Source organism: Microbacterium sp. No. 7 (assembly GCF_001314225.1).
GTDB lineage: Bacteria > Actinomycetota > Actinomycetes > Actinomycetales > Microbacteriaceae > Microbacterium.
The window spans coordinates 2890440-2912783 of sequence record NZ_CP012697.1 but is presented as its reverse complement, the minus strand read 5'-3'; the positions used below and the strand labels follow the sequence as shown (position 1 = coordinate 2912783).

Below are 22344 nucleotides of genomic sequence, written 5' to 3'. Positions count from 1 at the left end.
CCGGCTCGTCAGCGGAGGGGGTTGTCGAGCTGGGACAGGCGCAGCAGCTGGCACCGGTCGAACACCGGCTCGCAGGCGACGAACACGGTGAACGCGACCGGATGCGCACTCGAGACGGCATCGCCGTACCAGACGCCCTGCCGATGCCGCACCCCGTCAACGGTGTAGGCGATCGTGCCGTCGGCGATCTCATCGCCTGCGGCGGCGACCGCTTCGTGCCACTGCTCGGGGACGAACACGTCCTCGATTTCGAGGTGCTGGCGGGTGCGGTACTCGGCCAGATCCCGCCATGTCTGCGCCGACGGGAAGTAGCCGTCGAGGTCGGCGATGAGGCCCGGGGTTTCGGTGCCGGTGGGGTCGGCGTCCTCGATCAGCACCGCCCGGTGATCTGCCGGGGTGAGGAGCGTGAACGTGTCCCACGCGAACAACGCCTCCGCGACCGCCCGCACGTACTTCTCCGGGTCGTCCGTGCGCGGCAGCGACGGCAGCTCCCGTGCCCCGGGCTCCTCGCCCGGCGTGCCGGGCGTCTCCGAGGCGCCCGGGTTCGACGGGTCGCCAGGGTCTTGCGGGGTGGGGCCGGTGATGAGGCCGTAGATGCCGATGCCGGTCAGGAGCAGCAGGATCAGGCCGGTGGCGATGAGGGTGATGATCAGGCGGCGACGGCTGCGCTGGCGCTGATCGGCGTGAGGTGACGACATAGGAACGGCCTTCCGATGAGGGGACAACGGTCAGCCGATAGGTGCGCCACCCACCAGAGACGCCCCGCCGCGCCGTCAGCGGGTGACCGACCGCGGGGCAGCCGGCCCGTCGCCGCTGGGCGGAGGCTCGGGGTCGAGGGCGGCTTCGCGCTCGCGGAGCGCCTCCGCCATCCCCGGGTCACGGTCAGGTGCCGGAGTAACCGGTTCTGGGTGCCAGGCGATGCGCCCGTTCTCGGTCTGGGCGCGCATGACGAGGGAGACGACTTGGTTGAGGGAGGCGCCTGCGAGCCGCAACCACCCGCTCGCCTTCTCCGCGTGCTCCTGCCCGGCCTGGCGGTTTCCGTCGTCGGTCGCCGCGTGGGCGCTGTGGCTGTGGTGCCAGGAGGCGAGCTGGTTCAGGGACTGCTGCACGCTCGTGAGCGCATAGTGCAGCGCGCCGAGCGTCTCGTAGGTGTCGGGCGGGCGGGTGATGTGCCGGGTCGCATGCGCCAGGCCGCGAGCGGCTTCGCCGAGCTCGTCCGCGTCCTGCTTCGGATCCTCAAACGTGGGCATCAGCCACCTCCACGTCGTTCCGGGTTTCTCGGGAGGTACGCGCGATATCGAGGAAGTGGCCGGCCTGGACGATGCTGGTCTCCACCAGCTCCCACTGCTCGCTGTCGGCGTAGGCGCCGAAGTCTTCGGGGCTGTAGCGTTCCCACCAGCCGTGCTCGCGGCGCAGCAGATCGACGAGCTTGCGGATCTGATGCTTCTGGCGCAGCAGCGGATCCGCATCCGACCACCCCTCCCGCACCGCCGCCGCAGCGTCTTTCCGCAGCGGGGTGAGACGGCCGATCGCGCGGGTCGCTTCTTTCAGCGCGTCTTTCGGATGCTCCTGCGCCCGCACGAGCTGGAGTTCAGCGGCTGCCGCCTCTCGGATGGCGTCGGGCTCATCGGGGTGCCCGGCCCACTGCTCCAGCAGCGTGACAGCCTGGAGGAGTTTCACGCGCAGGTAGCGGCCGTTCACTTTCCCATCCGTGTTGAGCTCGAGCAGCGCCTCGGCGGCGGCCTGCCGCACCTGCGGGTGCTCAGTGTCGGAGGCGGCGATCTGTTTGAGCTCGACGACCTGATCGAGCATCCCGTGCGAGTCCCGCCCGGTGACCGCTTTCGCCGCCCGCACCCGCGTCTTCGCCCCTTCACCGCGCACCGTCTGCGGTGGTGTCGAATCGACACCACCGCCATCCTCAGTAGGGGCCGCTGCCTCACTGTTGTCGGGGTGGGCGCCGAATTGGGTGGCTTCCTGCTTGCGGGCGTTCTCCTCGGCGTAGAGCTGTTTGAGTTCGCTGTAGAGCTCGGCCTGCTCGATCGGTTTCAGCGCTTTGCGGAGGGTCTCCTCGTCGCGGATCGCGAGCACGTGGGAGAGCTTGTCGGACACGCCGTGCACGATCCAGATCGGGGTGACCCGGTAGCCGAGGCGTTGCTGCGCGGCCAGCACCCGCCTGCCGGAGATCAGCGCGTACTGCTCGGTGACCGTGGGCGGGTGGATCACCCCGAACCGTTCGATCGACGCGCACAGCTCGTCCAGATCCTCCTCGACGTCGCGGCGGAAGCTGTAGCCGACACTGATCTCGTCGATCGCGTGCTCCAGGACGAGATGCCCGCGACTCACGACCCACCCCGGCTCTCCTGCATCCCGGACGCGGTGCGGGAGGCGGTGACGAGTGACTCGTCGCGCAGCAGATCGGCGACGTCGTCGCCGAGGAGGACGCGAGCGAACAGGCCGTACTGGCCGCTGCGGCGGCGTTTCCCGGTCTGGGAGCCGACGACCAGGCGCACGAGCGCCGCCCACGCTTCCGGGGTGTAGCCGAGGCGGACGGCGATGTGGAGTTCTTTGGACACGATCTCTACCGCGGAGCTGCGGGAGGAGAGCCCGGTGACGCGGTGCGCGATGTAGTCCACGGCCTGCTCGACCGGGCGGGCCGGCCAGTCGGTGAGCACGAGGAACACGCACGTCGCCCGGATCACCCGATCGACGGAATGATCCTCCCCGCCGCTGTGCTGCACGAGGCTCGGGGCGTGCGGGTGGACGTCGTAGAAGAACTCCTCGTAGTGCCCGGCACGCATCGGCTCCTCCGCGGGCCGCTTCGACGGGCGGCGGGCCTTGTCCTGGCTGGTCATGTTCCGGTCGGCGTGCACCTCGGCGGCGATGCCGAGCGCCACCGCCCGGGTGATCACCGCCCACGGATCATCCGCGGCGAGGGTCGTGGGGGTGCGCATCGCGAGGAACGCCTCATACGCGGCGTCGGCCGGGTCGCGATGCCAGGCTTTCGCGATCGGCGTGTACTTCTGGGTGGCGTAGAGCATGAGCTCGGCCGCGACCGGGCTCGTCGCCCACGCGTTGTGCTCGTTGAGCTCCGCCAGCAGCATGCGCAGCCCTTCACCGGTCGTGAAATCCGGGACACGCTCCGGCTGCTGGGCGGACTGGGGGTCTGGGTGGGGGTGCATAGCGACTCCTGAAAGAAACGAAGATCCGTCGACGAAAGACAGGTACGACCCCCAGCCGGTCGACGGAACACTCCGCACCCCGAACAGCAGCAGGGGCGTCGTACGGAAGGCCGCACGGAACCCTCAGCCCGCCCCGCGCGGGGACGGCCCGTGGGTGCCGTGCCCGGCGTCGTGCCGGACGGCTGCTGGTCGGAGTGGTTGTGGGGGTCTACGGGTGTTCCGGCACTCGGGTGGTGCCGGAAGACGAATGGGTCATCGGCTCACCCCCGTCCGCCCGGCCACGGGGGCAAGCTCCCGGCCCGGACTGGTCACCGCGGGTTCAAGCTCGTCCTGCCTGCGGGCGAGGCGCTCCTGCAACTGGGCGCGGCCTTCCCGGATGCCCTCCAGGGCGGCCTCGTGCAGCATCGCGTTCCACTTCGCACCCCGATCGACGACCGCGCCACCGGCCCTGGCGGCGAGATCCGTCGGGCGCACCCACTGCACCCCGCCACCGGCAGCCTCCGTTCGTGCATCCGGGTCGGCGAGGGTGGGATCTTTGTGCGTCGCCAACCGCGACACCGCCTCACCCTCGGTGCCCTCGGCAGCCTCTGCTGCGCGGCGTGCGGTGGCGGCCTCGTGGCGGCGGGCGGCGTCCTGCCGGAACGCTTCGGCGGTGCGGGTGGGGTCGGGAATCGTGGGGTCAGTCATGATCGGCTCCGTCCTGTCGCAACTCAGGTGCGTTCAGCCACCGGCCCACCGTCGTCGGATGCACCTGCTCCCGCGCCGCGATCTGCCGCAACGGCACACCCTTCCGGTGCAACTCCAGCGCCCGCGCCCGCGCCGCCTCCCGCCCCGACCGCGACCTACGCGCCACCACCGGTGCCGCATCCATCCGATCCGTTGAAACAGGTGCCAGCGGCGGATCGGGCGCTGCCACCGAGCTCGCCGCCGCATCCTCGGCACCAGAATCGTCGTCGGCTTCGGTGCCGGTGGCGGCGTCGTGAGCGTCGGCGGAGCGAGGGAGGTCGTAGACGCGCGGCGGATCGGCTGGGTCGGCCGGGGTGGTGGGTGCTGGGCGTGGGGTGGCGTTGCGGGTGAGCTCGACGGTGAGATGCGTCATCGCGAGCAGCACCAGCGGCGGGATCGACGCGACTACCGCCGCGATCAGCGCAGGCACCCGCGCATCCGCGGCGATCACCGCGTGGGTGACATTCGCCGCGACCGAGACTGCCGCCCCCGCCGTCAGCAGCAGCCAGGCGAAGCGGCGTGCGGTGCGGGCGGAGTTGCGCAGCGCGACGACGCTGATCGTGGCCTCCAGGATCACGCCGTCGACGATCAGCGGCCACACCCACGCCTGCCCGGCGGGGATCCCGGAAAGGATCGCGAGATCCTGCAGCGTCGTGAACGACAACCAGAACGCGCCCAGCGCGAGCAGGATCGTGCCCGCCACCGCGACCCCGATCACCAGCCGCGACACGCCAGCTTCAGGCGCAGCACCCCGGCGCTCAGTGGCGTCATACGTGGCCGGGGCGTCCATGACCGTTATCTCCTGAGCCCAGACGACGCAGACGCGGCGCCCGGGCTCGATGTGGGCGGGGTGGGGGTGAGCTGGGTGGTGCGGTGCGCGGAGCGGATCGTCGCTGTGATCTCCCGCGCATCCAACGCTGCGGCGATCCCGGCGGGCTCGAGCACCGCCTGCGTCTCTGCGAGGCTCAGGCCGGCCTCGGTGAGACGGCAGGCCGCCCAGAACAGGCCCGCGTTCCGGTTGCCTTCCGGCAGCCGCGACACCCACTCCGCCAGTCGCCCCGCATCCACCACTCCGCCCGGCGCCGCCGATGGCGTCCGGGGTTCCGGGGTCGGGGTGAGGAGGTCGCGGATCGCGTCCGCGTCGACCGGGCGCGGGTGACGGCCGCGCGCGATCACCTCGTAGCGGCGGAGGCCGTGCTCGGTGAGCACCGTGGAGGGCGGGGCGATGATGTAGCCGCCGCGCCCCCGGAAATCCAGATGCGCCTGCCCGCGTGACCACGACCGCAGCTCGCGCCCCTGGCCGCTCGGGTAGTACAGGTGCAGCCCGCCCGACGGGGAGCGCACCGCCTGCGCCCACCCGTCGACGAGGCCGGCCTGCCGCAGCGAGCGCAGCTCCGGGAACCCGGTGCCCAGCGCGTGCACATCGATATCGAGGACATCGACACCGGTTCCGGTGGCGATCCCGATGTTCGCCTCCGGGGTGCGCCGCCACCACCGCTCCACCTGCCGCAGGTCGGTGGTCGCGTCGTGGAAGCCGTGCTCGGTCAGTGGGCGCTTTTCTCCCGGCGCGCACGGGAACACCGGCAGCCCGGCCACCGCATACACTGCTGCGGCGCCGTGCAGCGTGGCGGGGGTGTACGCCGGGAGTGGCGAGGCGATAGGGTCGAGACGAGACACCGGCACACCCCTCCTCCTTGTAGCGTCGCGGCTTGCACGAGGTCTTCCAGAAGGTGCGGCAGTGATCCTGCCGGGGCTTGGGGAGAGTCCGCTCGCAAGCATTCTCTGAGAGCTCCACCATTACCCCGCCCCGGTACCTGGGTCGAGCGATCCCGGGCAGGATGCGCGGAATCGTCAAGAACCTGCGCCGTATCGTCAAACCCGCCAGGCCACCGCTCCCGCACAGCAGGCCGTTCGTGTGCTAGAGATCGCGGCCCGGCCCCCGGCTCGGAGGCGCAGCGCCGGGGTCGTTGTCGGAGGGCGGGTCGAGGTGGGTTTCGCGTTCGGCGAGGAGCTCGCTCAGCAGCACCCCGTGCTCGAGCCGCGTGGGTGATGACGCGTAGTTCTCGAACTCGCCGGGCAGCGCCCCGACGCGGCCCGTGGCCTGGATCGCGTCGTTGATCCGTGCGAGCACCGCGGCGGGGTCGTGGGTTTCGGTGTCGTGTTCGAGGATGCGGGCGATCTCGTTCATCGCCGCGCTGTCGTGCTCGGCCGGGGGAAACGCCGCGGAGGCGGTGACGCCGTCGCCGATCGGGACGCGGCCGACGACGAGCCGGAACTCGCCGTCCCCGTCGCGGCCGGTCGCGTCATACACGCCGGGCGGGAGCCATTCGTGCGCTTCCGACGCCTGCCCCACATACATCACGCCGCGTTCGGGGTCGTCCGGGTCGATGACCCGCACGTCCGGGTCGGTGGTGTAGAGCATCGATTCCAGGCGCTGTCGCCACGTGCGCTCCATCAACGGGGCGCCCGGGCCGGACTTCTCACGCTCCACGAGCGCGCGGAGCGTGTGGATCGCGATGAGATCCGACGGCACCCATTCGCGGTAGAACTTCTCCGGCAGGTACATCGTGCGCGGCCCGCCCTCGGCCAGCAGCCCGTCCAGGGCGTAGTCGCGGCGTCGCGCGACCGCGGTGAAATCCGCCCGCCACTGCGCGTGATCCGAGCGGTAGCGCATGTCCTCGTACTCGCCCTCGTAAGCGGGCGAGACGGTCACGAGGTAGTCGTCCCGTTGCGGTTCGTCCGGGAGGGGTTCGCGTTCGAGGAGATCGATGAGCCCGTCACGCACCCGCTCGGTCTCTTTCAGCCGGGTGAGGATGCGGGGCAGCCGGGACGCGCTGACGGCGAGCGAGAGACACTCATCCCGCCACACGGCATGGGCCTCTTCGAGCCCGTCCACGTCCTCGCCCCCGTTCGGGAGGAGATAGTCCTCCTGGCGGGGTTCGGGCGGGAACATCTCAGCCACCATCTCCGGCAGCCCCGTCCCCTCGAACGGCTCCCACCCCTTCGACGGCACGAACACCCAGTCCCGAGCCGGCCGCTGCTGCTCGCGGCCTGGGGCCGGGATCCAGGAGACGATGTGGGAGACGTCGTCGCCGAACCGTTCGCCGAACACGCGGTCGCCGTCGGTGCGGAGCTGGTCGGGCGGGCCGGCGAGGTCTTCGATCAGCACTTCGCTCACGAGGTACCGGGCCTCGTCCTGGTCGCGGGCGCGGACGTCGAACTCGATCGTCACCCGGTGTAAACCCAGCGGCTCCGGTGCCGGGTCGGGCGGGTTCGGGGTCGTCGCATCAGACATGAGGAGTCCTCCAATCGCGGTCAGCAAGGGGTTCAGGCGTCCGGGGTGAGGAAGCGGCGGGTACTTCCGGCGTAGGTGCGACCGGCTTGTGTTGTCGAGCGGATGCGGGGAACGTGCGCGGTACTGCCGAGAATCTGCGCCGCATCGTCATCTCCCCAGCTCCCGCCCCGCAGCAGGCGGCGACGCGGATGGCTCGGCGGGCTCGCCGGTGAGGGCCTGTTCCCGGGCGCGTAGCGCGTCCTCGAGATGCCGGGTTACGGCCGTATGGTTCGTGCCGTCGACGCCACCGGAGACGGGTACCCGGTGAAAGGAGTACGCCGGGTACGGGGTCGACTCGCGCAGCGCCTCCAACCAGTCATCGGCGTCCTCTGGCCACACCCAATCCTCAGGTGGCGGGAGCGTCTGCACGAACTCGGCGGCACCGGCGTAGAGATCGGCGTTGGTGAGCATGTCGTGGATGGTCAGCGCGACGCTGCGCGCCAACGTCACCGGGTTCCGATCAGCGATCACCGTCGGGTCGACCTCCGGATCGTCTGACCAGACGATCACCCCGAGCGACAGAAACGAGGCAGCGCCTGGGCGAGGCATCGGCTCGGTGGGTTCGGGACTCGTCATGATTCCTCCGCTCCTGCTGGCGCCGCCTCGGTGCGGCGGCTCTCTGTCTGCCAGGTACGGCACCGCCCGGCTCCTACTGGTCGAGGCGGGAGCGGATCAGTGGCAGGTAGTCGGCGTTCTTCTCCACCGCGATCACCTGGAACCCGGCAGCGGTGGCGGCCTCGATCGTGGTGCCCGAGCCCGCGAACGGCTCCAGCACGACCCCACCCACCGGGGTGATCAGCGTCACGAGCCACCGCATCAGCCCGAGCGGCTTCACCGTCGTATGCGACACCCCGAACGCGCGCGGCCGATCCGTAGCGGAGGGTTTCGGCTCGAACCGGAAGATCGGGAACTTCCGCGACAACGACTCGCCCTGCCAGCTCCCGGTCAGCACATCGAGCGCGTCCGCCTGCCCAGCATCCAGGGCGACGTTCGTCGGCCACCGGCCTTGTGCGAACCGGGCGCCGTCGATATTGATCCCACCGACCCCGTGCTCGAGAACGTTCACGACGAGGCTGCCCGCCGGGGGTTTGCGGGCGATGATGATCGGCTCGAATGCCGGACGCAGCGCCGTGCCCCACCCCTCCCAGCGTGCCGCGTCGTCGGTGACCGGGGTGCCTTTCGCGAGCACGCTGCGAGTCGCCCCGAGCACGCCGTCGTGGTCGCTGCGCTGCACGACACGGTCAGTGCGCTGCGCACCGTGGTGCTTGTCGATCGCGTGCGCGAGATCCATGCTCTTGGGCATCCCGGTCGTGTGCAGCCACGCGATCTGATCGCGGATCTCGAAGCCTGCATTCTCCAGCCCGCGCACCATGCGATGCCACGTGCGTGCACCCCCGAACGCTGCAACATGCGCGCCCGGCTTCAGCGCCTGCAACGCACCAGCCGCCCACGCTGTGCACCACGCCTCGAACACCTCCGGCGCACCCATCCTTGCAGTGTCGATGTGCGGCAGCGATTCCCGGAATCCCGCCGCGTCGTCCCACGCCTGCCCGTTGAAGCTCAACCCATACGGCGGATCCGATACCAGCGCGTCCACGCTCCCCGCGGGGAGGAGTTGGAGGAGCTCGACCGCGTCGCCGTGATACACCGTCGCCCGCGGCGCGGAAAGAACCGGGGGCGGAAGCGCGGCGCTGGGGTGCGGGCCGGCCGGGGTGGGGTCTGACATGACGGAAGCTCCCTGCTGTCTCGGGCCTGTCCGCCGCGGTGTGCGACGAACAGGAACACCCAGCAGGTACGAGCCGACCCGACCGCCCCCAACCCCCGTAGCCGCGCCCACGACCATCCCAAGAACCCCTGCACCGCCACGCGCCGCCGCCACCCCGAGCGAACTGCGCGCCCCTGAAATCCCGAGCTCCGATCTCCCACACACGATCGGCAATCAGCGAGAGAGCTCGAATGCGAGACCAGGGCTTTGCGATGGAACGCTGGAGGGAGTCACTGTGGTGACGCCGTACCTCAGTGAGAACGGCTGGTCGCACGTGTTGGCATAGGCACTCGGAGCGATACCAAATCGCTGCTTGAACGAGCGTGACGCGGTCGCCAGGTCCCGCCACCCCACGGCTTCCGCAGCATCACCAATTGACATGCGCGTAGTCGCAAGAAGTTCGGCCATGCGCTCGGAGCGAAGTTGTCTAAGGAAGGCCGCAGGAGACATCCCTAACTGAGCGCGGAACAACCTCGTCAACTGGGACGGCGATAACGCGACCGCTTGCGCGAGTTCTTTGACGCTCCACCGTCGCCGTAGATGGGTTCGGAGTAGCGCAACGGCCGCGGCTACCTCCCGGTCCGGCGCCTTGATGCTGCCCGAGACCGTACCCCGCGCCTGACCACTCAGTCTCCCTACCGCATCAAACACGTCCGACGCGATCGACAGCATGGTGAAATCGGTGACCTCGCCGTCTGGGAACTGGGACAGGCTCACCAGGCGCGGGGCTAGATCGCGCATCGCGGCGGATCCAAGGTGCAGCGTGTGAAGCGCAGGTTCACTCTTCAACGCGCGATGCAAGCAATGCACGAGCGGATGCCGTAGAGGCAGCCAGCGCAGCCTGAGTCCCGTTGAGTGGTGGACTTTCCGGTCTTGAGCGTCGTGTCATTGACGTGGGGGGCCACCGTGCGATGGTCAGTGAGAACGACCAAGTTACTCACGACAGGAGATCGCACGATGGCCCTCAATCAGTCTGCCCTGCTCGAGCTGCTCGCCGAGCTGAAACTCACCGACACCACCGACCGGATCCGTCAGATGACCGAACGGCTCTACCAAGAACTCATCGACGCTGAAGCCGCGTCGGTGATCGGTGCCGGACCCTACGAGCGCACCGTCGAGCGCACCGCTACCCGCAACGGGGCGAGGCTGCGCACCCTGTCGACCACTGCGGGAGATCTGGAGTTACGAATCCCGAAGCTACGGGCCGGCAGTTTCTTCCCGTCGCTGTTGGAGAGGCGCCGTCGGGTTGATCAGGCGCTGTTCGCCGTCGTGATGGAGGCCTACCTGCACGGCGTGTCCACCCGCAAAGTCGACGACCTGGTCAAAGCGCTCGGCGCCGACACCGGCATCTCGAAGTCCGAGGTGTCGCGCATCTGCGAAGGCCTTGACGCGACGGTTGCGGCATTCCGCGACCGCTCCCTGTCCCAGATCGCCTACCCCTACGTCTTCCTGGACGCCACCTACTGCAAGGTTCGCATCGACGGTCGGGTGGTGTCCCAAGCGGTTGTCGTCGCGATCGGGATAACCGCTGACGGGCACCGTCAGGTGCTCGGCTTCGACGTGGGCGACAGCGAAACCGAGGAGTTCTGGAAAGCATTCTTACGGTCCCTGAAAGCCCGAGGCCTTGGCGGGGTGAAGCTGGTGATCTCCGACGCACACGCTGGCTTGAAAGCAGCCGCCGCAGTGGTGTTGCAGGGAGCCAGTTGGCAGCGGTGTCGCGTGCACTTCATGCGCAACGTGCTCACCGCCTTACCCAAGGGTCGGCAGGAGATGGTCGCCTCGATCATCCGCACGATCTTCGCCCAACCCGACGCTGAGCACATTGATGCACAGTTCGATGAGGTTGCACGCATGATCGACCGCGTTCACCCCAAGGCGGCTGAGATGCTCCACGATGCCCGAGCCGACGTGCTGGCGTTCAAGCACTTCCCAGCCCGGCATTGGCGGCAGATCTGGTCGACGAACCCGCTGGAACGGCTGAACCGGGAGATCAAACGTCGCACCGACGTCGTCGGAGTGTTCCCGAACGCTGCCAGCCTGCTGCGCCTGACCGGCGCCGTTCTGATCGAGCAGCACGACGAATGGGAAGCCGGCGACCGCCGCTACTTCTCCGAAGCGTCTATGGCCGAACTCGCCGCCACCAACTCGGTCGAGGACGCGGTGATGCTGCCCGAGATCACGGCCGCCTAAACTGCAACCAGCTGATCATCGAGTGGAAACGAAAGACCACCACTCAGCGGGACGTGGCCCCAGCGCATCTGGTCAGCCAGATAATCCGGGTGGAAGTAGAAGGTCACGGTGCGGGCATGCCCTACCGGAAACCCGCTGCATTCCAAACCTGGAGGGATGGTGAGGATGGTGCCCGCTTCCAGAGCAACTTCCCCTGTGGACGATGCGACCCGGGCCCACCCAGAGAGAGTGAAGACCACCTTCACATTGGGTAGCGCCACAGGTCCCGAGGGAGCGTGCGCGGTCTGATCATTGATTCTTAGGGGCACTGCGCACGTTTCTGCCTTGCCAGGGATGGACCGGTGTCCTGCGTGTTCGAGAGGTGTAACTGCGTCTTTCATAGTGCTGCTGGCGCCCTCGCGACAGCCAGCGCTCAGCTTCGCGACGGGCCTGTTGAGTTGGTCACCTCCCTTGAGGAATACCGGGCGGGGGTATAGTGTTTGAAGACAGTACAGGTACCCCGTTGGGGTATCATTTACAGGAAGGATAGCTGATGGCTGAGAACGAGTACCAGGTGACGGGCATGACCTGCGGGCACTGCGAGATGTCGATCCGCGAGGAAGTCAGCGAGATCCCCGGTGTCGACAGCATCGAAGTCAGCGCGCAAACGGGCAGGCTCGTCGTGACCGGTGAGGGCAAGATCGACGATGCGCAGGTGCTTGCCGCGGTCGAGGAAGCCGGCTACTCGGCGGTGCGAGTCTGATGAACTCCGCTGCGCGACTCGCGCTCTACGGAGCGGGGCTGGTGGTGGCATTCGGCGGCGCGTTTGCGGCTGCCGCGGCCGTTGTCCCCGACAGTTTTGTTGCGTCCTGGGCGGAAGGAAGCGGTATGAACGCACATGGTGAAGAACACGGCGGCAGCGACGTTACGGCTGCCGGGCATGTGCCGAACGGACTCTCGATCGATGCGGCCGGCTTCGTGCTGTCGCCGGTCGAGGCTCCTGGCGCGGTTGATGCCGAGGGCGAGCTGAGCTTCCGGGTTCAGACGGTCTTGGGGGAGCCTGTGATCGAGTTCGCTGAGGCGCACGAGAAGGATCTCCACCTGATCGTGGTCCGCACGGACGGCTCCAAGTTCCGGCATGTCCACCCTTCGCTGGACAGGGCGACCGGGACGTGGTCGTTGCCGTGGAAGTGGGATGCGGCGGGCGCCTACCGAGTGTACGCCGACTTCACTCCCGCGACCGAGGGTGCGGAGAGCATCACTCTGACGCGCACTGTGGATGTCGCAGGCGATTTCACGCCCGTCACCGCGGAATTGCGGCGCGCGGTAGAGGTCGATGGCTTCTCCGTCAGCCTCGAAGGGAACCTCGTCGCCGGATCGTCGAGCGACCTGACAATCTCGGTCAACCGTGACGGCGAGCCCGTTACGGCGCTTGAGCCGTATCTCGGAGCGTTCGGTCACCTGGTCGCACTGCGCGAAGGGGATCTCGCCTACCTGCACGTCCATGCCGAAGGCGACGAGCCTCGCGCGGGCGGTACGGCCGGCCCCGAGATCGGGTTCGTGGCCGAAGCGCCCACGGCCGGCCGCTACCTGCTGTACTTCGACTTCCAGGTCGACGGGAAGGTGCACACGGCCGAGTTCGTCATCGACGCCGCCCACGGCGATACCCACGGTAGCGGTAGCGAGTCGCACTCGGATGAACCGGGCGGACACTGAGCCACCTGGTGGCGCGTCACGGCATGCACAGAGTTGAGAGAAGGAAGAGGATGAGCACATCAGCGCCCCCCGCGAATGGGCCGGCCATCGAGCTGGAGATCGGCGGGATGACCTGCGCCTCCTGCGCAAATCGGATCGAGAAGAAGCTCAACAAGCTCGACGGCGTCGAGGCCACGGTCAACTACGCCACCGAGAAGGCCAAGGTCACGATCCCCGACGGATACGATCCGGCGCTGCTGATCGCCGAGGTCGAGAAGACCGGCTACACGGCAGCCCTGCCCAAGCCCAAGAACACCAAGGTGAGCGCGTCGGAGACCGAAGCGGGCGATGAGGAAGACAGTGAGCTCACCTCGCTGCGGCACCGGCTGATCGGTTCAATCGTACTCACGGTACCCGTGATCGCGATGGCGATGATCCCCGCACTGCAGTTCACCTACTGGCAGTGGGCGTCGCTGGCCCTGGCTGCACCGGTCATCATCTGGGCAGCCTGGCCTTTCCACAAGGCCGCGTGGACGAACCTCAAGCACGGCACCGCGACGATGGACACGCTCATCTCAATGGGCACGTCGGTCGCACTGTTGTGGTCGCTCTACGCGCTCTTCTTCGGCACCGCGGGCACCCCCGGCATGACGCACCCCTTTGAGCTGACGATTGCGCCGTCGGACGGCGCGGCGAACATCTACCTCGAAGTCGGCGCAGGTGTGACGATGTTCATCCTCGCGGGCCGTTACTTCGAGAAGCGCTCCAAGCGCCAGGCCGGAGCCGCGCTGCGCGCACTGCTCGAGCTCGGTGCGAAGGAAGTATCCGTGCTGCGTAACGGTGCTGAGGTGAAGATCCCCACATCCGAGCTGCAGGTCGATGACGAATTCATCGTGCGCCCGGGTGAGAAGATCGCCACCGATGGAGTTGTCGTCTCTGGCACGTCGGCGGTGGACGCCTCCATGCTCACGGGCGAATCGGTGCCCGTCGAGGTCGGCGAGGGCGACGCCGTCACCGGCGCCACAGTGAACGCCGGGGGCCGCCTGGTTGTGCGTGCGACGCGTGTCGGCTCGGACACGCAGCTGGCGCAGATGGCCAAGCTCGTCGAGGATGCGCAGACCGGCAAGGCCGAGGTGCAGCGCCTGGCCGACCGCATCTCCGGCGTCTTCGTGCCGATCGTGATCGTGGTCGCGTTCGTCACCCTCGGCGCATGGCTGGGCGCAGGATTCCCCGTCGCCGCGGCGTTCACCGCCGCGGTCGCGGTGCTCGTGATCGCCTGCCCTTGCGCGCTGGGTCTCGCCACCCCCACGGCTCTGCTGGTCGGCACCGGCCGCGGGGCGCAGATGGGCATCCTCATCAAGGGCCCCGAGGTACTGGAGTCGACCCGCAAGGTCGACACGGTGGTGCTTGATAAGACAGGCACCGTCACCACCGGCAAGATGACCCTCGTCGACGTCATCACCGAGTCCGGCGTGGATCGTGCCGAACTACTGCGCTTCGCCGGTGCGTTGGAGGATGCTTCCGAGCACCCAATCGCGCAGGCGATCGCCAAGGGCGCCACGCAGGAGGTCGGTCAGCTGCCGGCCCCGGAGGACTTCGCGAACGTTGAGGGCAAGGGCGTGCAAGGCATCGTCGACGGTGCCGCTGTCGTAGTCGGCCGCGAGTCCCTGCTCGCCGATTGGTCGCAGCACCTCTCCACCGACATCGCACAGGCGAAGGCACGCGCCGAGAGGGAGGGCAAGACGGTCGTGGCGATCGGCTGGGATGGGCGCGCACGCGGCATCCTGATCGTCGCCGACACCGTCAAGCCCACCAGCGCCGAGGCGATCCGCGAGCTCAAGGAGATTGGATTGACCCCTGTGCTCCTCACCGGTGACAACGAAGCCGTGGCCCGCCAGATCGCGGCCGAGGTCGGCATCGATGAGGTCATCGCCGAGGTGCTCCCAAAGGACAAGGTCGAGGTCGTCACCCGGCTGCAGCAGGAGGGCAAGACCGTCGCGATGGTCGGCGACGGCGTCAACGACGCACCCGCGCTCGCCCAGGCCGACCTGGGGTTGGCGATGGGTACGGGCACAGACGTGGCAATCGAGGCATCCGACATCACGCTCGTACGCGGCGACTTGCGGGCCGCCGTCGACGCGATCCGGCTCTCGCGGAAGACTCTGTCAACGATCAAGACCAACCTGTTCTGGGCATTCGCCTACAACACCGCAGCGATCCCGGTTGCAGCGCTGGGCATGCTCAACCCCATGCTCGCAGGTGCGGCGATGGCGTTCTCCAGCGTCTTTGTCGTCGGCAACAGCCTCCGCCTGCGCGGGTTCAAGAGCGTCACCCAGCAGTGACGCTCTGAACCACCACCACCCACACCAGAACGAAAGGCAACGACTCACTATGACGAATGACACCCAGGCTACGTCCAGCTGCTGCAGCACCTCCGCCCCGAACCCGGCAGCGGCCGGCAACGGCCGCAACAACCTCCTCGGCGGCGCAGGCGACATGACCACCTGCCCGGTCATGGTCGGGACCCCCGTCAACAAGACAGCTGCCGAGGCAGCCGGTCTGTTCCGTGACTTCGAAGGCCAGCGCTACTACTTCTGCTGCGCCGGCTGTGGTCCCGCGTTCGACTCGGACCCCGCCAAGTACGCGGCGAACATGGCGTAAACCCACCAGCGTGCGGGGTGGCGCGGCCAGGTGAGGGCGCCACCCCGCCATCTGATCGGAGCGAAGCAAAATGACCGTCACGACCCCTGCCAGCGACATCTGTCCGACGAGCGAGCATGGCGAGAGCTCGGTGCACGGCTATATCAACGACAAGGCAAGGTACCGTAACCGTCTACGACGCCTCGAAGGACAAGTACGCGGCATCGACCGCATGGTCGACGAGGACCGCTACTGCATCGACATCCTCACCCAAATTTCAGCGATCACCAACGCTCTCGAAACCGTGGCCATCGGTCTACTGGGCGACCACCTGCGGCACTGCGTCCTCGACGCTGCCGTCGCAGGGGGAGAATCCGCCGACCAGAAGATCACCGAAGCCACCGAAGCCATCGCTCGCCTCGTGCGCTCGTAGACGCAGCACCTGTTTAGAACCGACACCCATTTCGCACACAGCCCAGGAGTTTCCGCCATGACCGCCACGCCGCACGTTCTCATCCTCGGCGCAGGAGCTGCCGGAGCCGCCGCCGCGCGCAGTCTCGCATCCCGCGACGACGTGCGGGTGACGCTAGTGGCTCAGACCGGTGAGACCCCGTACACACGGATGCTGATCAAGGGCATCGCGTTCGGCCCGACACCCCCGGAGGCCATCACACTCCCTCTGCCGGAGGTCGAGGTCGTCGCCGACACCGTGCTGGAAGTCAATACCTCAGCCAAGCAGGTGCAGCTGGCCTCTGGCACGCAGCTCGCCTACGACGCGCTCATTGTCGCAACCGGAAGCAAGCCTCGCCTCCTTACCACTGATGTCACCAGACGGGAGACCGCCAGCGATCTGCTCCGGATCAGCACGTTGCACTCTCTGGAGGACGCGCTGCACATCCGCGAGCTGCGGACAGGCCTCGGACGGCCCGCACGCGTGGCGATCTACGGCGGCGGAATCATCGCCGCTGAGACGGCAACTTCACTGCATGCCGATGGAGATGAGGTCATACTGATTGCCCGCAGCCAGATCCCGGGCACCGGAGCCTTCGGCTCCCCAGTAGCCGAACGCATTGCTGCTGACCACGCCGCAACGGTGCAGACCCGATTTGGTCGCACTATCCAGCACGTCGATGAGGCCGACTCAGGCGTCGCGATCACCCTTGATAAAGGTAACCCCGTCGTTGCCGATTTCCTCCTCGTCGCACTCGGGACGATCCCTTCCGGGCCGGCACCGTGGACGACCGGTGTTGACGTCGACGGCCATCTCCGCGCCGAACCTGCAGGCGTCTTTGCAGCCGGAGGTGTCGCGAGGCACTATGACGAAGCGCTGGGCGCGTGGCGCATCGACCACTGGGAGGATGCCGCCGCTCAGGGTGGACATGCCGCGCAGGTTGCCCTGCACCACCTCAGCATCGGAGACGATCCCGGCGCCTATACGCCGCGCAGCCCCTACATGGCGATGGTCCACGGGCGCATGATCTCGGCCGTCGGCTACATCGGCGGTGCCGACAGCCACCGTGAGGACGGCCACGAATTCGTGATCCGGCACGAGGTGGGCGGCACCGTAAGCGGAGTCACAGGTATCGACGCAGTGGCTACCGTCTACCAGTGGGGGCAGCGACTCCACGAGGTATCGGTCTGATATCTACCCGAAACTGGTATTACTCGCAGAATCAAGGAGCAGATCATGACTGACCCTCACGCGCAGCCGCAGCCGCAGCCGCAGCCGCAGCCGCAGCCGCAGCCGCAGCCGCAGCCGCAGCCGCAGCCGCAGACGCATCACGATCACTCCCGCGCTGACGCCAGTTCCCGGGTCCACTTGAGCCCTGAGCACGACGTCATGCAGATGGACTCAGTCGAGCACGCCGGCCCGCACCACAGGCATAACGGCCTAGAGCACCACCCCGGTCGTGACGCGCACACGACCGACAACCACGCCGGTGATGACGCGCATGGTGGGCATGGTGGGCATAGTGGGCATGGCGACCATGTCGGGCAGTTCCGCCGCCTGTTCTGGATCAACCTCCTGATCGCCGTCCCCGTGGTGGCGTGCTCTCCCATGTTCGCAATGCTGCTCGGCTACGAAGTGCCCGAGTGGGCAATGTGGATCGCGCCAGTGCTCGGCACTGTCATGTACGGCTGGGGTGGCTGGCCGTTCCTCACGGGGGCGTGGAGTGAACTGAGGTCCCGCAAGCCTGGGATGATGCTGCTGATCGCCCTGGCGATCACCGTAGCGTTCTTCGCATCCTGGGGAGCGACCCTGGGCCTCGTGCACCACGAGCTCGAGTTCTGGTGGGAACTCGCGCTGCTGGTCGTTATCATGCTGCTTGGCCATTGGATCGAGATGCGATCTCTCGCGCAGACCACATCCGCGCTTGATTCGCTGGCCGCGCTGCTGCCCGATGAAGCGGAGCGCGTGGACGGCGATCAGGTCTTCACCGTCGATCCAACTGACCTGCGCGTGGGCGACATCGTCATCGTCCGTCCCGGCGGGAGCGTTCCGGCGGATGGTCGCATCGTCGACGGTCGGGCGGCAATGGACGAATCCATGATCACAGGAGAATCGCGCACCGTGACGCGAGGCGTAGGTGAGGCGGTGATCGCCGGCACGGTCGCTACGGACTCCGGTGTGCGTGTGGAGATAACGGCCACCGGCGACGACACCGCTCTCGCCGGGATCAATCGTCTGGTCGCCGAGGCGCAGAACTCGTCCTCGCGCGCTCAGCGCGTCGCCGACCGCGCCGCCGCACTGCTGTTCTGGTTCGCGCTCGGCGCCGCAGTGGTAACCGCGATCGCATGGACGCTCACGGGCGACCCGGACTCCGCAGTGGTGCGCAGCATCACGGTGCTCGTGATCGCCTGCCCGCATGCGCTCGGCCTCGCGATCCCGCTCGTCGTGTCGATCGCAACCGAGCGCGCCGCGCGCGGCGGGGTGCTTATCAAGGATCGCCTGGCGCTGGAATCCATGCGCCAGGTCGACGCGGTACTCTTCGACAAGACCGGCACCCTCACCAAGGGGGAGCCCACGGTCACCGCGGTCGCGCCGGCAGGGGATCTCGACGCCGACCAGGTGCTTGCGCTTGCCGCCGCGGCCGAGGCCGATAGCGAGCATCCGCTCGCGAGAGCGATCGTCGCCTCGGCGAAAGATCGCGGCCTCACCCTCGAGTCCGCGAGCGGGTTCTCGTCGTCGCCGGCGGTCGGTGTCACTGCCACCGTCGGCGGACGCGTGGTCCGGGTCGGCGGACCGCGACTGCTCGAGGAGACCGGCCAGCCGGAAGTCGGCGATGCTGACGCATGGCGGGAAGAGGGCGCGATCATCCTGCACGTGATCCGCGACGGTCAGGTGGTCGGCGGGCTCCGACTCGCAGACGAGATCCGGCCGGAATCCCGCGACGCCGTCGACGCGCTGCACAGGCTCGGTGTCGAGGTCGTCATGATCACCGGCGATGCCGAAGCAGTGGCAGGTGAAGTCGGCCGCGAGCTTGGCATCGACCGCGTGATCGCCGGCGTGCGCCCCGAGGACAAGGCTGGCAAGGTCGCCGCTCTGCAGCACGAGGGCAAGAAGGTCGCGATGGTCGGCGACGGCGTCAACGACGCCCCTGCGCTCGCGCAGGCCGACGTCGGCATCGCGATCGGAGCTGGCACGGACGTGGCGATCGCCTCAGCCGGCGTCATCCTCGCTAGCTCCGATCCCCGCTCCGTGCTCTCCGTGATCGAGCTCTCCCGCGCTGCGTACCGCAAGATGAAGCAGAACCTCTGGTGGGCAGCCGGCTACAACCTCATCTCGGTGCCGCTAGCGGCCGGTATCCTGGCACCAGTCGGCTTCGTACTCCCGATGTCTGTCGGCGCGATCCTAATGTCGCTGTCGACCGTCGTGGTCGCGCTGAACGCGCAGTTGCTGCGCAGCATCGACCTCACACCCTCAGCCAGTACCCGTTCTGTTTTGGAACGCCAACAGTAAGGATTCCCATGACATCGGAGAATGACGTCGCCGCCGGTCATCACGGCTACATCGACGACAAGACTCAGTACTTGCAGCGCATGAAGCGCATCGAAGGGCAAGCACGCGGGATAGCGAAGATGATCGACGAGGAGAAGTACTGCATCGACATCCTCACCCAAGTGAGTGCGCTCACTCGCGCCCTCCAAGGCGTCGCCACCGGGCTGCTCGACGATCACCTCAAACACTGCGTGCTCGACGCCGCCAAGCTCAGTGACGATGCAGGCAAGGCGAAGATCCAGGAAGCCACTGACGCGATCAACCGCCTGGTGCGCTCCTGAGACGCAATCCTCCTCCTGGAGCCGTCGCTCGCAACGTTCCACCAGCCTCGACCCGATGAAGGAGAGCATCATGCCGCGATTCTCCCAACTCACCCCGGCCTCTGCTGTGGGGGCCTCCCGTGATCTCCTGGGCGAGCTCGTCGAGCGACATGGCACCGTCGGTGACATGGTGGCGACCATGGCTCACTCGCCCGCCGTGCTCGGCGGCTACCTGCAGTTGAGCAAGGCGATGCGCAGGGCGAAGCTCGACCGCAGAGTCAGCGAGCTCGTCTCGATCGCCGTGCAGACGCAACAGGGCTGCGGTATGTGCCTGCGTTCTCATATCGACGCCGCCCGCTCCCTGGGGCTTTCGGAGAACGAGATCTCCCGGGCGCAGCAAAGCACCTCGCACGATCCCTCCATCGCAGCCATGATCCAATTGGGCATACGGGTTTACCGGGAGCCCGCGTCCATCACCGACGCTCAGGTGGAGGAACTGCGCGGCTTCGGGTACAGCGACCGAGAGATCGCCGACGTCGTCGGCGTGGTGGCACTGAACGTCCTCACCGGAGCCTTCAACCTTGTCGCCGGACTCACCGCCGGCGACTGAACTCCTGGTGCCTTGGCCGAGAGGATAGGCAGCGGCCTGCAAAGCCGTTCACACGGGTTCGAATCCCGTAGGCACCTCCACTGGGCCCAAAGCCTCGGTCGGTACCTGCGCGTATCACAGTCGCTTGTCCGCACGGGGGTCGACTAATGAGGTAGTCGGCACGCATCAAGCATGCCGGATCGATAACACCGAGCGGGAACCCCACGTGGCACTTGGTTCGTGAACGGGACCGGCCGAGGGCAAAGGCAGTTGAGCAGTTGTAAAAATCGGCTCAATCCGCGACTGACAGCGATCGTTCAGGGCGCCGACCATCGCCGGCGCTCTGTTGGCGGGGGCTAGGTGGAGGCGCGAAGTCGCGCTCTCCGATGAGTGGTGGATTCGTCACGTGGCCGGATGGCGTCCGGGACTGCTGCCGTGCTCGGGTCGGTGCGTGGCCGGAGCCCCGCAATGATCAAGTGGAACGCGAACCAGAGCTCGAAGGCGAAGAGGGGTACGGCGCACGCGCCCGCGACCGCGCCGTTCAGGGGCACGAGCCCGAACAGCTGCGCCGCGTTGCTGCCCAGCACCAAGACGCCGCCCATCAGGCCCAGGACGGCGAGAGCACGGGGAACGAGGCCCGACTCCAGGAGCAACCGCCCCAGGACGATCGTGTTGACACTGATCACCAGACACTGGCCGACGAGGAACGCGGCGGTGTGCAGCGCCTCAAGCGATTCACCCGCCACCGTACCCGCGGCATCGGTCCATAGGAACGCGAGCATCGGGAGTGTTCCGGCCGCGATAACGGCAGCCTCGAGCGTGCGGAGAAACGCGAACGTGAATGCTCGCACCTCGCCGGCGGGGCGCAGCAGCGGGAGGAGCAGCAGGCCCGTGAGCAGGCAGCCGAGCGCGAGGATGAACTCGAGCGCCACCCCCAACGCCACGGACGAAGCTGCGTACGCGGCCACGGCAGTCACAGAGGTCACGTGCGTGACGAGGTAGACGATGCCTGCGCTGCGCGCGTAGACGCGATTCTGGTGCCTCATGGAAGGCCCCTCCTGGTCTACGGGGCATACCGGCAGTGGCCAGCTTAGGTATACGCTGTATATATGTCAAGCGTCAGGCCTCCTCTCGACCGCGACACCGTGCTAACTGCCGCCATCGCGCTGGCAGACGAGGTCGGCCTGGGCGGGCTGAGCATGCGGCGTCTGGGGCAAGCTCTCGGCGTGACCCCGATGGCGCTCTACAAGCACGTGGCGAATCGCGAGGAACTGATCGACGTGATGGTCGAGCGGATCGTCGCGGGGTTCGACGTCCCGATCCAGGATGACGACTGGCGGCGCGAGCTCCGAGCACGCATCCTCGCGGCGCGAGCAGCGACGGCGCGCCACGCGTGGGTGCGCACGGCGATTGAGACTCGGAGGATGGCGGGCGATGCTGTGCTCTCTCATATGGATGCGCTGATGGGCGCCATGTTTCGCGGGGGCCTCTCCGCGGACCTCGTGCACCACGCTATGCATGCGCTCAGCACGCGTATGTGGGGCTTCACTCGGGATGTCATGCCCACGCCCTCACTGCCCGCCGATGTCTCGAAGCGGGCAGCAGCCCTCGCGGCGTACGCCGAGGCGTACCCGGCCATCGTCCGCATGGCCTCCACAGGGTCACATGCGGGCGCAGACTGCGACGAGGAGGCCGAGTTCGTATTTGCGCTCGACATCCTTCTCGAAGGATTTGAACGGCTTCACCACGCAGGATGGCGCTCAGAATCCAACGCGTGACATGCAGCGGGTGGGCCGTTGACTGAGGCGGCGAGGGCAGCCGAGACTAGCCGTCGAATGCGAACCGTGGCGGACGGCTGCGAGCGCATGACCGCCGCGACCTCCCGGGCGCGACGCATCGCGTCAATCAAGTTGCCTCACTAACCTTGTTTGCCGCCCTAGCAACGTCGCTGCAAGCTGTCGCTCCGCGGCGTGTGCAGGCCGCGCCT

General features: G+C 67.6%; 24 protein-coding genes and 1 tRNA gene. 12 read left to right on the top strand and 13 right to left on the bottom strand.

Annotated elements, in window-relative coordinates:
• Window positions 1-8: 8 nt before the first annotated feature.
• From AOA12_RS13550 to AOA12_RS24190, 11 genes are all read right to left on the bottom strand, one after another.
• Window positions 9-698 carry a hypothetical protein gene (locus AOA12_RS13550; RefSeq protein ID WP_054683665.1) on the bottom strand — a complete coding sequence of 230 codons (690 nt, stop codon included), beginning with the start codon at window positions 696-698 and terminating at the stop codon, window positions 9-11.
• Between the two features lie 75 nt (window positions 699-773).
• The gene (locus AOA12_RS13545) at window positions 774-1250 is read right to left on the bottom strand and encodes a hypothetical protein (RefSeq protein ID WP_054683662.1); all 477 of its coding nucleotides are present in this window, start codon (window positions 1248-1250) and stop codon (window positions 774-776) included.
• Complete coding sequence (locus tag AOA12_RS13540; RefSeq protein WP_054683659.1) at window positions 1237-2343, bottom strand: ParB/RepB/Spo0J family partition protein; 1107 nt, start codon at window positions 2341-2343, stop codon at window positions 1237-1239. The genes AOA12_RS13545 and AOA12_RS13540 overlap by 14 nt, the downstream gene beginning before the upstream one ends.
• Complete coding sequence (locus AOA12_RS23635; RefSeq protein ID WP_197280929.1) at window positions 2340-3179, bottom strand: hypothetical protein; 840 nt, start codon at window positions 3177-3179, stop codon at window positions 2340-2342. The genes AOA12_RS13540 and AOA12_RS23635 overlap by 4 nt, the downstream gene beginning before the upstream one ends.
• A 252-nt stretch (window positions 3180-3431) precedes the next feature.
• Complete coding sequence (locus AOA12_RS13530) at window positions 3432-3866, bottom strand: hypothetical protein (RefSeq protein WP_054683654.1); 435 nt, start codon at window positions 3864-3866, stop codon at window positions 3432-3434.
• The gene (locus tag AOA12_RS13525; protein ID WP_082406258.1) at window positions 3859-4695 is read right to left on the bottom strand and encodes a DUF2637 domain-containing protein; all 837 of its coding nucleotides are present in this window, start codon (window positions 4693-4695) and stop codon (window positions 3859-3861) included. The genes AOA12_RS13530 and AOA12_RS13525 overlap by 8 nt, the downstream gene beginning before the upstream one ends.
• Window positions 4696-4700: 5 nt before the next feature.
• Window positions 4701-5588: a bifunctional DNA primase/polymerase gene (locus AOA12_RS13520; RefSeq protein ID WP_197280928.1), complete on the bottom strand. Its 888-nt coding sequence runs from the start codon at window positions 5586-5588 to the stop codon at window positions 4701-4703.
• A 235-nt stretch (window positions 5589-5823) separates the two neighbouring features.
• Window positions 5824-7200, bottom strand: coding sequence for a hypothetical protein (locus AOA12_RS13515; protein WP_156366502.1), 1377 nt, complete (start codon window positions 7198-7200; stop codon window positions 5824-5826).
• A gap of 147 nt (window positions 7201-7347) precedes the next feature.
• Window positions 7348-7815, bottom strand: a complete 468-nt coding sequence (locus AOA12_RS13510; protein ID WP_054683649.1) for a hypothetical protein — start codon at window positions 7813-7815, stop codon at window positions 7348-7350.
• Window positions 7816-7888: 73 nt separating this feature from the next.
• A complete protein-coding gene (locus AOA12_RS13505) occupies window positions 7889-8965 on the bottom strand; it encodes a DNA-methyltransferase (RefSeq protein WP_082406256.1) in 1077 nt (358 codons plus the stop codon).
• Window positions 8966-9178: 213 nt separating this feature from the next.
• Window positions 9179-9676: a helix-turn-helix domain-containing protein gene (locus tag AOA12_RS24190; RefSeq protein ID WP_442922288.1), complete on the bottom strand. Its 498-nt coding sequence runs from the start codon at window positions 9674-9676 to the stop codon at window positions 9179-9181.
• Between the two features lie 285 nt (window positions 9677-9961).
• Here AOA12_RS24190 and AOA12_RS13495 point away from each other — a divergent pair, with 285 nt between their 5' ends.
• Window positions 9962-11194 (top strand): IS256 family transposase, encoded by a 1233-nt coding sequence (locus tag AOA12_RS13495; protein WP_054678500.1) that lies wholly within the window; start codon window positions 9962-9964, stop codon window positions 11192-11194.
• Here AOA12_RS13495 and AOA12_RS24185 read toward each other — a convergent pair.
• A complete protein-coding gene (locus AOA12_RS24185; RefSeq protein WP_156366501.1) occupies window positions 11191-11574 on the bottom strand; it encodes an AraC family ligand binding domain-containing protein in 384 nt (127 codons plus the stop codon). The genes AOA12_RS13495 and AOA12_RS24185 overlap by 4 nt on opposite strands.
• Before the next feature lie 152 nt (window positions 11575-11726).
• Here AOA12_RS24185 and AOA12_RS13490 point away from each other — a divergent pair, with 152 nt between their 5' ends.
• The 10 genes from AOA12_RS13490 (at window position 11727) to AOA12_RS13445 (ending at window position 20458) form a co-directional block, all read left to right on the top strand.
• Window positions 11727-11936, top strand: a complete 210-nt coding sequence (locus AOA12_RS13490; protein ID WP_054683641.1) for a heavy-metal-associated domain-containing protein — start codon at window positions 11727-11729, stop codon at window positions 11934-11936.
• The gene (locus tag AOA12_RS13485) at window positions 11936-12889 is read left to right on the top strand and encodes a hypothetical protein (protein ID WP_054683638.1); all 954 of its coding nucleotides are present in this window, start codon (window positions 11936-11938) and stop codon (window positions 12887-12889) included. The genes AOA12_RS13490 and AOA12_RS13485 overlap by 1 nt, the downstream gene beginning before the upstream one ends.
• A gap of 50 nt (window positions 12890-12939) precedes the next feature.
• Window positions 12940-15210 (top strand): heavy metal translocating P-type ATPase, encoded by a 2271-nt coding sequence (locus AOA12_RS13480; protein WP_054683635.1) that lies wholly within the window; start codon window positions 12940-12942, stop codon window positions 15208-15210.
• A 49-nt stretch (window positions 15211-15259) separates the two neighbouring features.
• On the top strand, window positions 15260-15529 hold the full coding sequence (locus tag AOA12_RS13475; protein ID WP_054683632.1) for a YHS domain-containing protein: 270 nt from the start codon (window positions 15260-15262) through the stop codon (window positions 15527-15529).
• Between the two features lie 70 nt (window positions 15530-15599).
• Entirely contained in the window at window positions 15600-15941 is a 342-nt protein-coding gene (locus tag AOA12_RS13470) for a metal-sensitive transcriptional regulator (protein WP_054683626.1), read from the top strand.
• A gap of 57 nt (window positions 15942-15998) precedes the next feature.
• Entirely contained in the window at window positions 15999-17150 is a 1152-nt protein-coding gene (locus AOA12_RS13465; protein WP_054683624.1) for an FAD-dependent oxidoreductase, read from the top strand.
• Between the two features lie 45 nt (window positions 17151-17195).
• Window positions 17196-19469, top strand: coding sequence for a heavy metal translocating P-type ATPase (locus tag AOA12_RS13460; protein ID WP_231637085.1), 2274 nt, complete (start codon window positions 17196-17198; stop codon window positions 19467-19469).
• An 8-nt stretch (window positions 19470-19477) separates the two neighbouring features.
• Window positions 19478-19789 (top strand): metal-sensitive transcriptional regulator, encoded by a 312-nt coding sequence (locus AOA12_RS13455; protein ID WP_054683621.1) that lies wholly within the window; start codon window positions 19478-19480, stop codon window positions 19787-19789.
• A gap of 55 nt (window positions 19790-19844) precedes the next feature.
• Entirely contained in the window at window positions 19845-20378 is a 534-nt protein-coding gene (locus tag AOA12_RS13450) for a carboxymuconolactone decarboxylase family protein (RefSeq protein WP_231637084.1), read from the top strand.
• A gap of 6 nt (window positions 20379-20384) precedes the next feature.
• Window positions 20385-20458, top strand: a tRNA-Cys gene (locus AOA12_RS13445).
• Window positions 20459-20713: 255 nt separating this feature from the next.
• On the opposite strand, the gene AOA12_RS13440 is transcribed toward AOA12_RS13445, so the two are convergent.
• Window positions 20714-21403 carry a DUF4386 domain-containing protein gene (locus AOA12_RS13440; RefSeq protein WP_082406255.1) on the bottom strand — a complete coding sequence of 230 codons (690 nt, stop codon included), beginning with the start codon at window positions 21401-21403 and terminating at the stop codon, window positions 20714-20716.
• Between the two features lie 63 nt (window positions 21404-21466).
• On the opposite strand from AOA12_RS13440, the gene AOA12_RS13435 reads away from it, so the two are divergent.
• Window positions 21467-22135 carry a TetR/AcrR family transcriptional regulator C-terminal domain-containing protein gene (locus AOA12_RS13435; RefSeq protein WP_054683618.1) on the top strand — a complete coding sequence of 223 codons (669 nt, stop codon included), beginning with the start codon at window positions 21467-21469 and terminating at the stop codon, window positions 22133-22135.
• The last annotated feature ends 209 nt before the right edge of the window (window positions 22136-22344 follow it).

Bases quoted from the DNA above. Each gene is read 5' to 3' on its own strand.
- AOA12_RS13545 (WP_054683662.1), bottom strand. From the start codon at position 1,250: ATGCCCACGTTTGAGGATCCGAAGCAGGACGCGGACGAGCTCGGCGAA.
- AOA12_RS13485 (WP_054683638.1), top strand. From the start codon at position 11,936: ATGAACTCCGCTGCGCGACTCGCGCTCTACGGAGCGGGGCTGGTGGTG.
- AOA12_RS13440 (WP_082406255.1), bottom strand. From the start codon at position 21,403: ATGAGGCACCAGAATCGCGTCTACGCGCGCAGCGCAGGCATCGTCTAC.
- AOA12_RS13525 (WP_082406258.1), bottom strand. From the start codon at position 4,695: ATGGACGCCCCGGCCACGTATGACGCCACTGAGCGCCGGGGTGCTGCG.
- AOA12_RS13550 (WP_054683665.1), bottom strand. From the start codon at position 698: ATGTCGTCACCTCACGCCGATCAGCGCCAGCGCAGCCGTCGCCGCCTG.
- AOA12_RS24190 (WP_442922288.1), bottom strand. From the start codon at position 9,676: ATGCTGTCGATCGCGTCGGACGTGTTTGATGCGGTAGGGAGACTGAGT.
- AOA12_RS13435 (WP_054683618.1), top strand. From the start codon at position 21,467: ATGTCAAGCGTCAGGCCTCCTCTCGACCGCGACACCGTGCTAACTGCC.
- AOA12_RS23635 (WP_197280929.1), bottom strand. From the start codon at position 3,179: ATGCACCCCCACCCAGACCCCCAGTCCGCCCAGCAGCCGGAGCGTGTC.
- AOA12_RS13470 (WP_054683626.1), top strand. From the start codon at position 15,600: ATGACCGTCACGACCCCTGCCAGCGACATCTGTCCGACGAGCGAGCAT.
- AOA12_RS13460 (WP_231637085.1), top strand. From the start codon at position 17,196: ATGACTGACCCTCACGCGCAGCCGCAGCCGCAGCCGCAGCCGCAGCCG.
- AOA12_RS13465 (WP_054683624.1), top strand. From the start codon at position 15,999: ATGACCGCCACGCCGCACGTTCTCATCCTCGGCGCAGGAGCTGCCGGA.
- AOA12_RS24185 (WP_156366501.1), bottom strand. From the start codon at position 11,574: ATGAAAGACGCAGTTACACCTCTCGAACACGCAGGACACCGGTCCATC.
- AOA12_RS13510 (WP_054683649.1), bottom strand. From the start codon at position 7,815: ATGACGAGTCCCGAACCCACCGAGCCGATGCCTCGCCCAGGCGCTGCC.
- AOA12_RS13450 (WP_231637084.1), top strand. From the start codon at position 19,845: ATGAAGGAGAGCATCATGCCGCGATTCTCCCAACTCACCCCGGCCTCT.
- AOA12_RS13505 (WP_082406256.1), bottom strand. From the start codon at position 8,965: ATGTCAGACCCCACCCCGGCCGGCCCGCACCCCAGCGCCGCGCTTCCG.
- AOA12_RS13530 (WP_054683654.1), bottom strand. From the start codon at position 3,866: ATGACTGACCCCACGATTCCCGACCCCACCCGCACCGCCGAAGCGTTC.
- AOA12_RS13495 (WP_054678500.1), top strand. From the start codon at position 9,962: ATGGCCCTCAATCAGTCTGCCCTGCTCGAGCTGCTCGCCGAGCTGAAA.
- AOA12_RS13475 (WP_054683632.1), top strand. From the start codon at position 15,260: ATGACGAATGACACCCAGGCTACGTCCAGCTGCTGCAGCACCTCCGCC.
- AOA12_RS13515 (WP_156366502.1), bottom strand. From the start codon at position 7,200: ATGTCTGATGCGACGACCCCGAACCCGCCCGACCCGGCACCGGAGCCG.
- AOA12_RS13455 (WP_054683621.1), top strand. From the start codon at position 19,478: ATGACATCGGAGAATGACGTCGCCGCCGGTCATCACGGCTACATCGAC.
- AOA12_RS13480 (WP_054683635.1), top strand. From the start codon at position 12,940: ATGAGCACATCAGCGCCCCCCGCGAATGGGCCGGCCATCGAGCTGGAG.
- AOA12_RS13490 (WP_054683641.1), top strand. From the start codon at position 11,727: ATGGCTGAGAACGAGTACCAGGTGACGGGCATGACCTGCGGGCACTGC.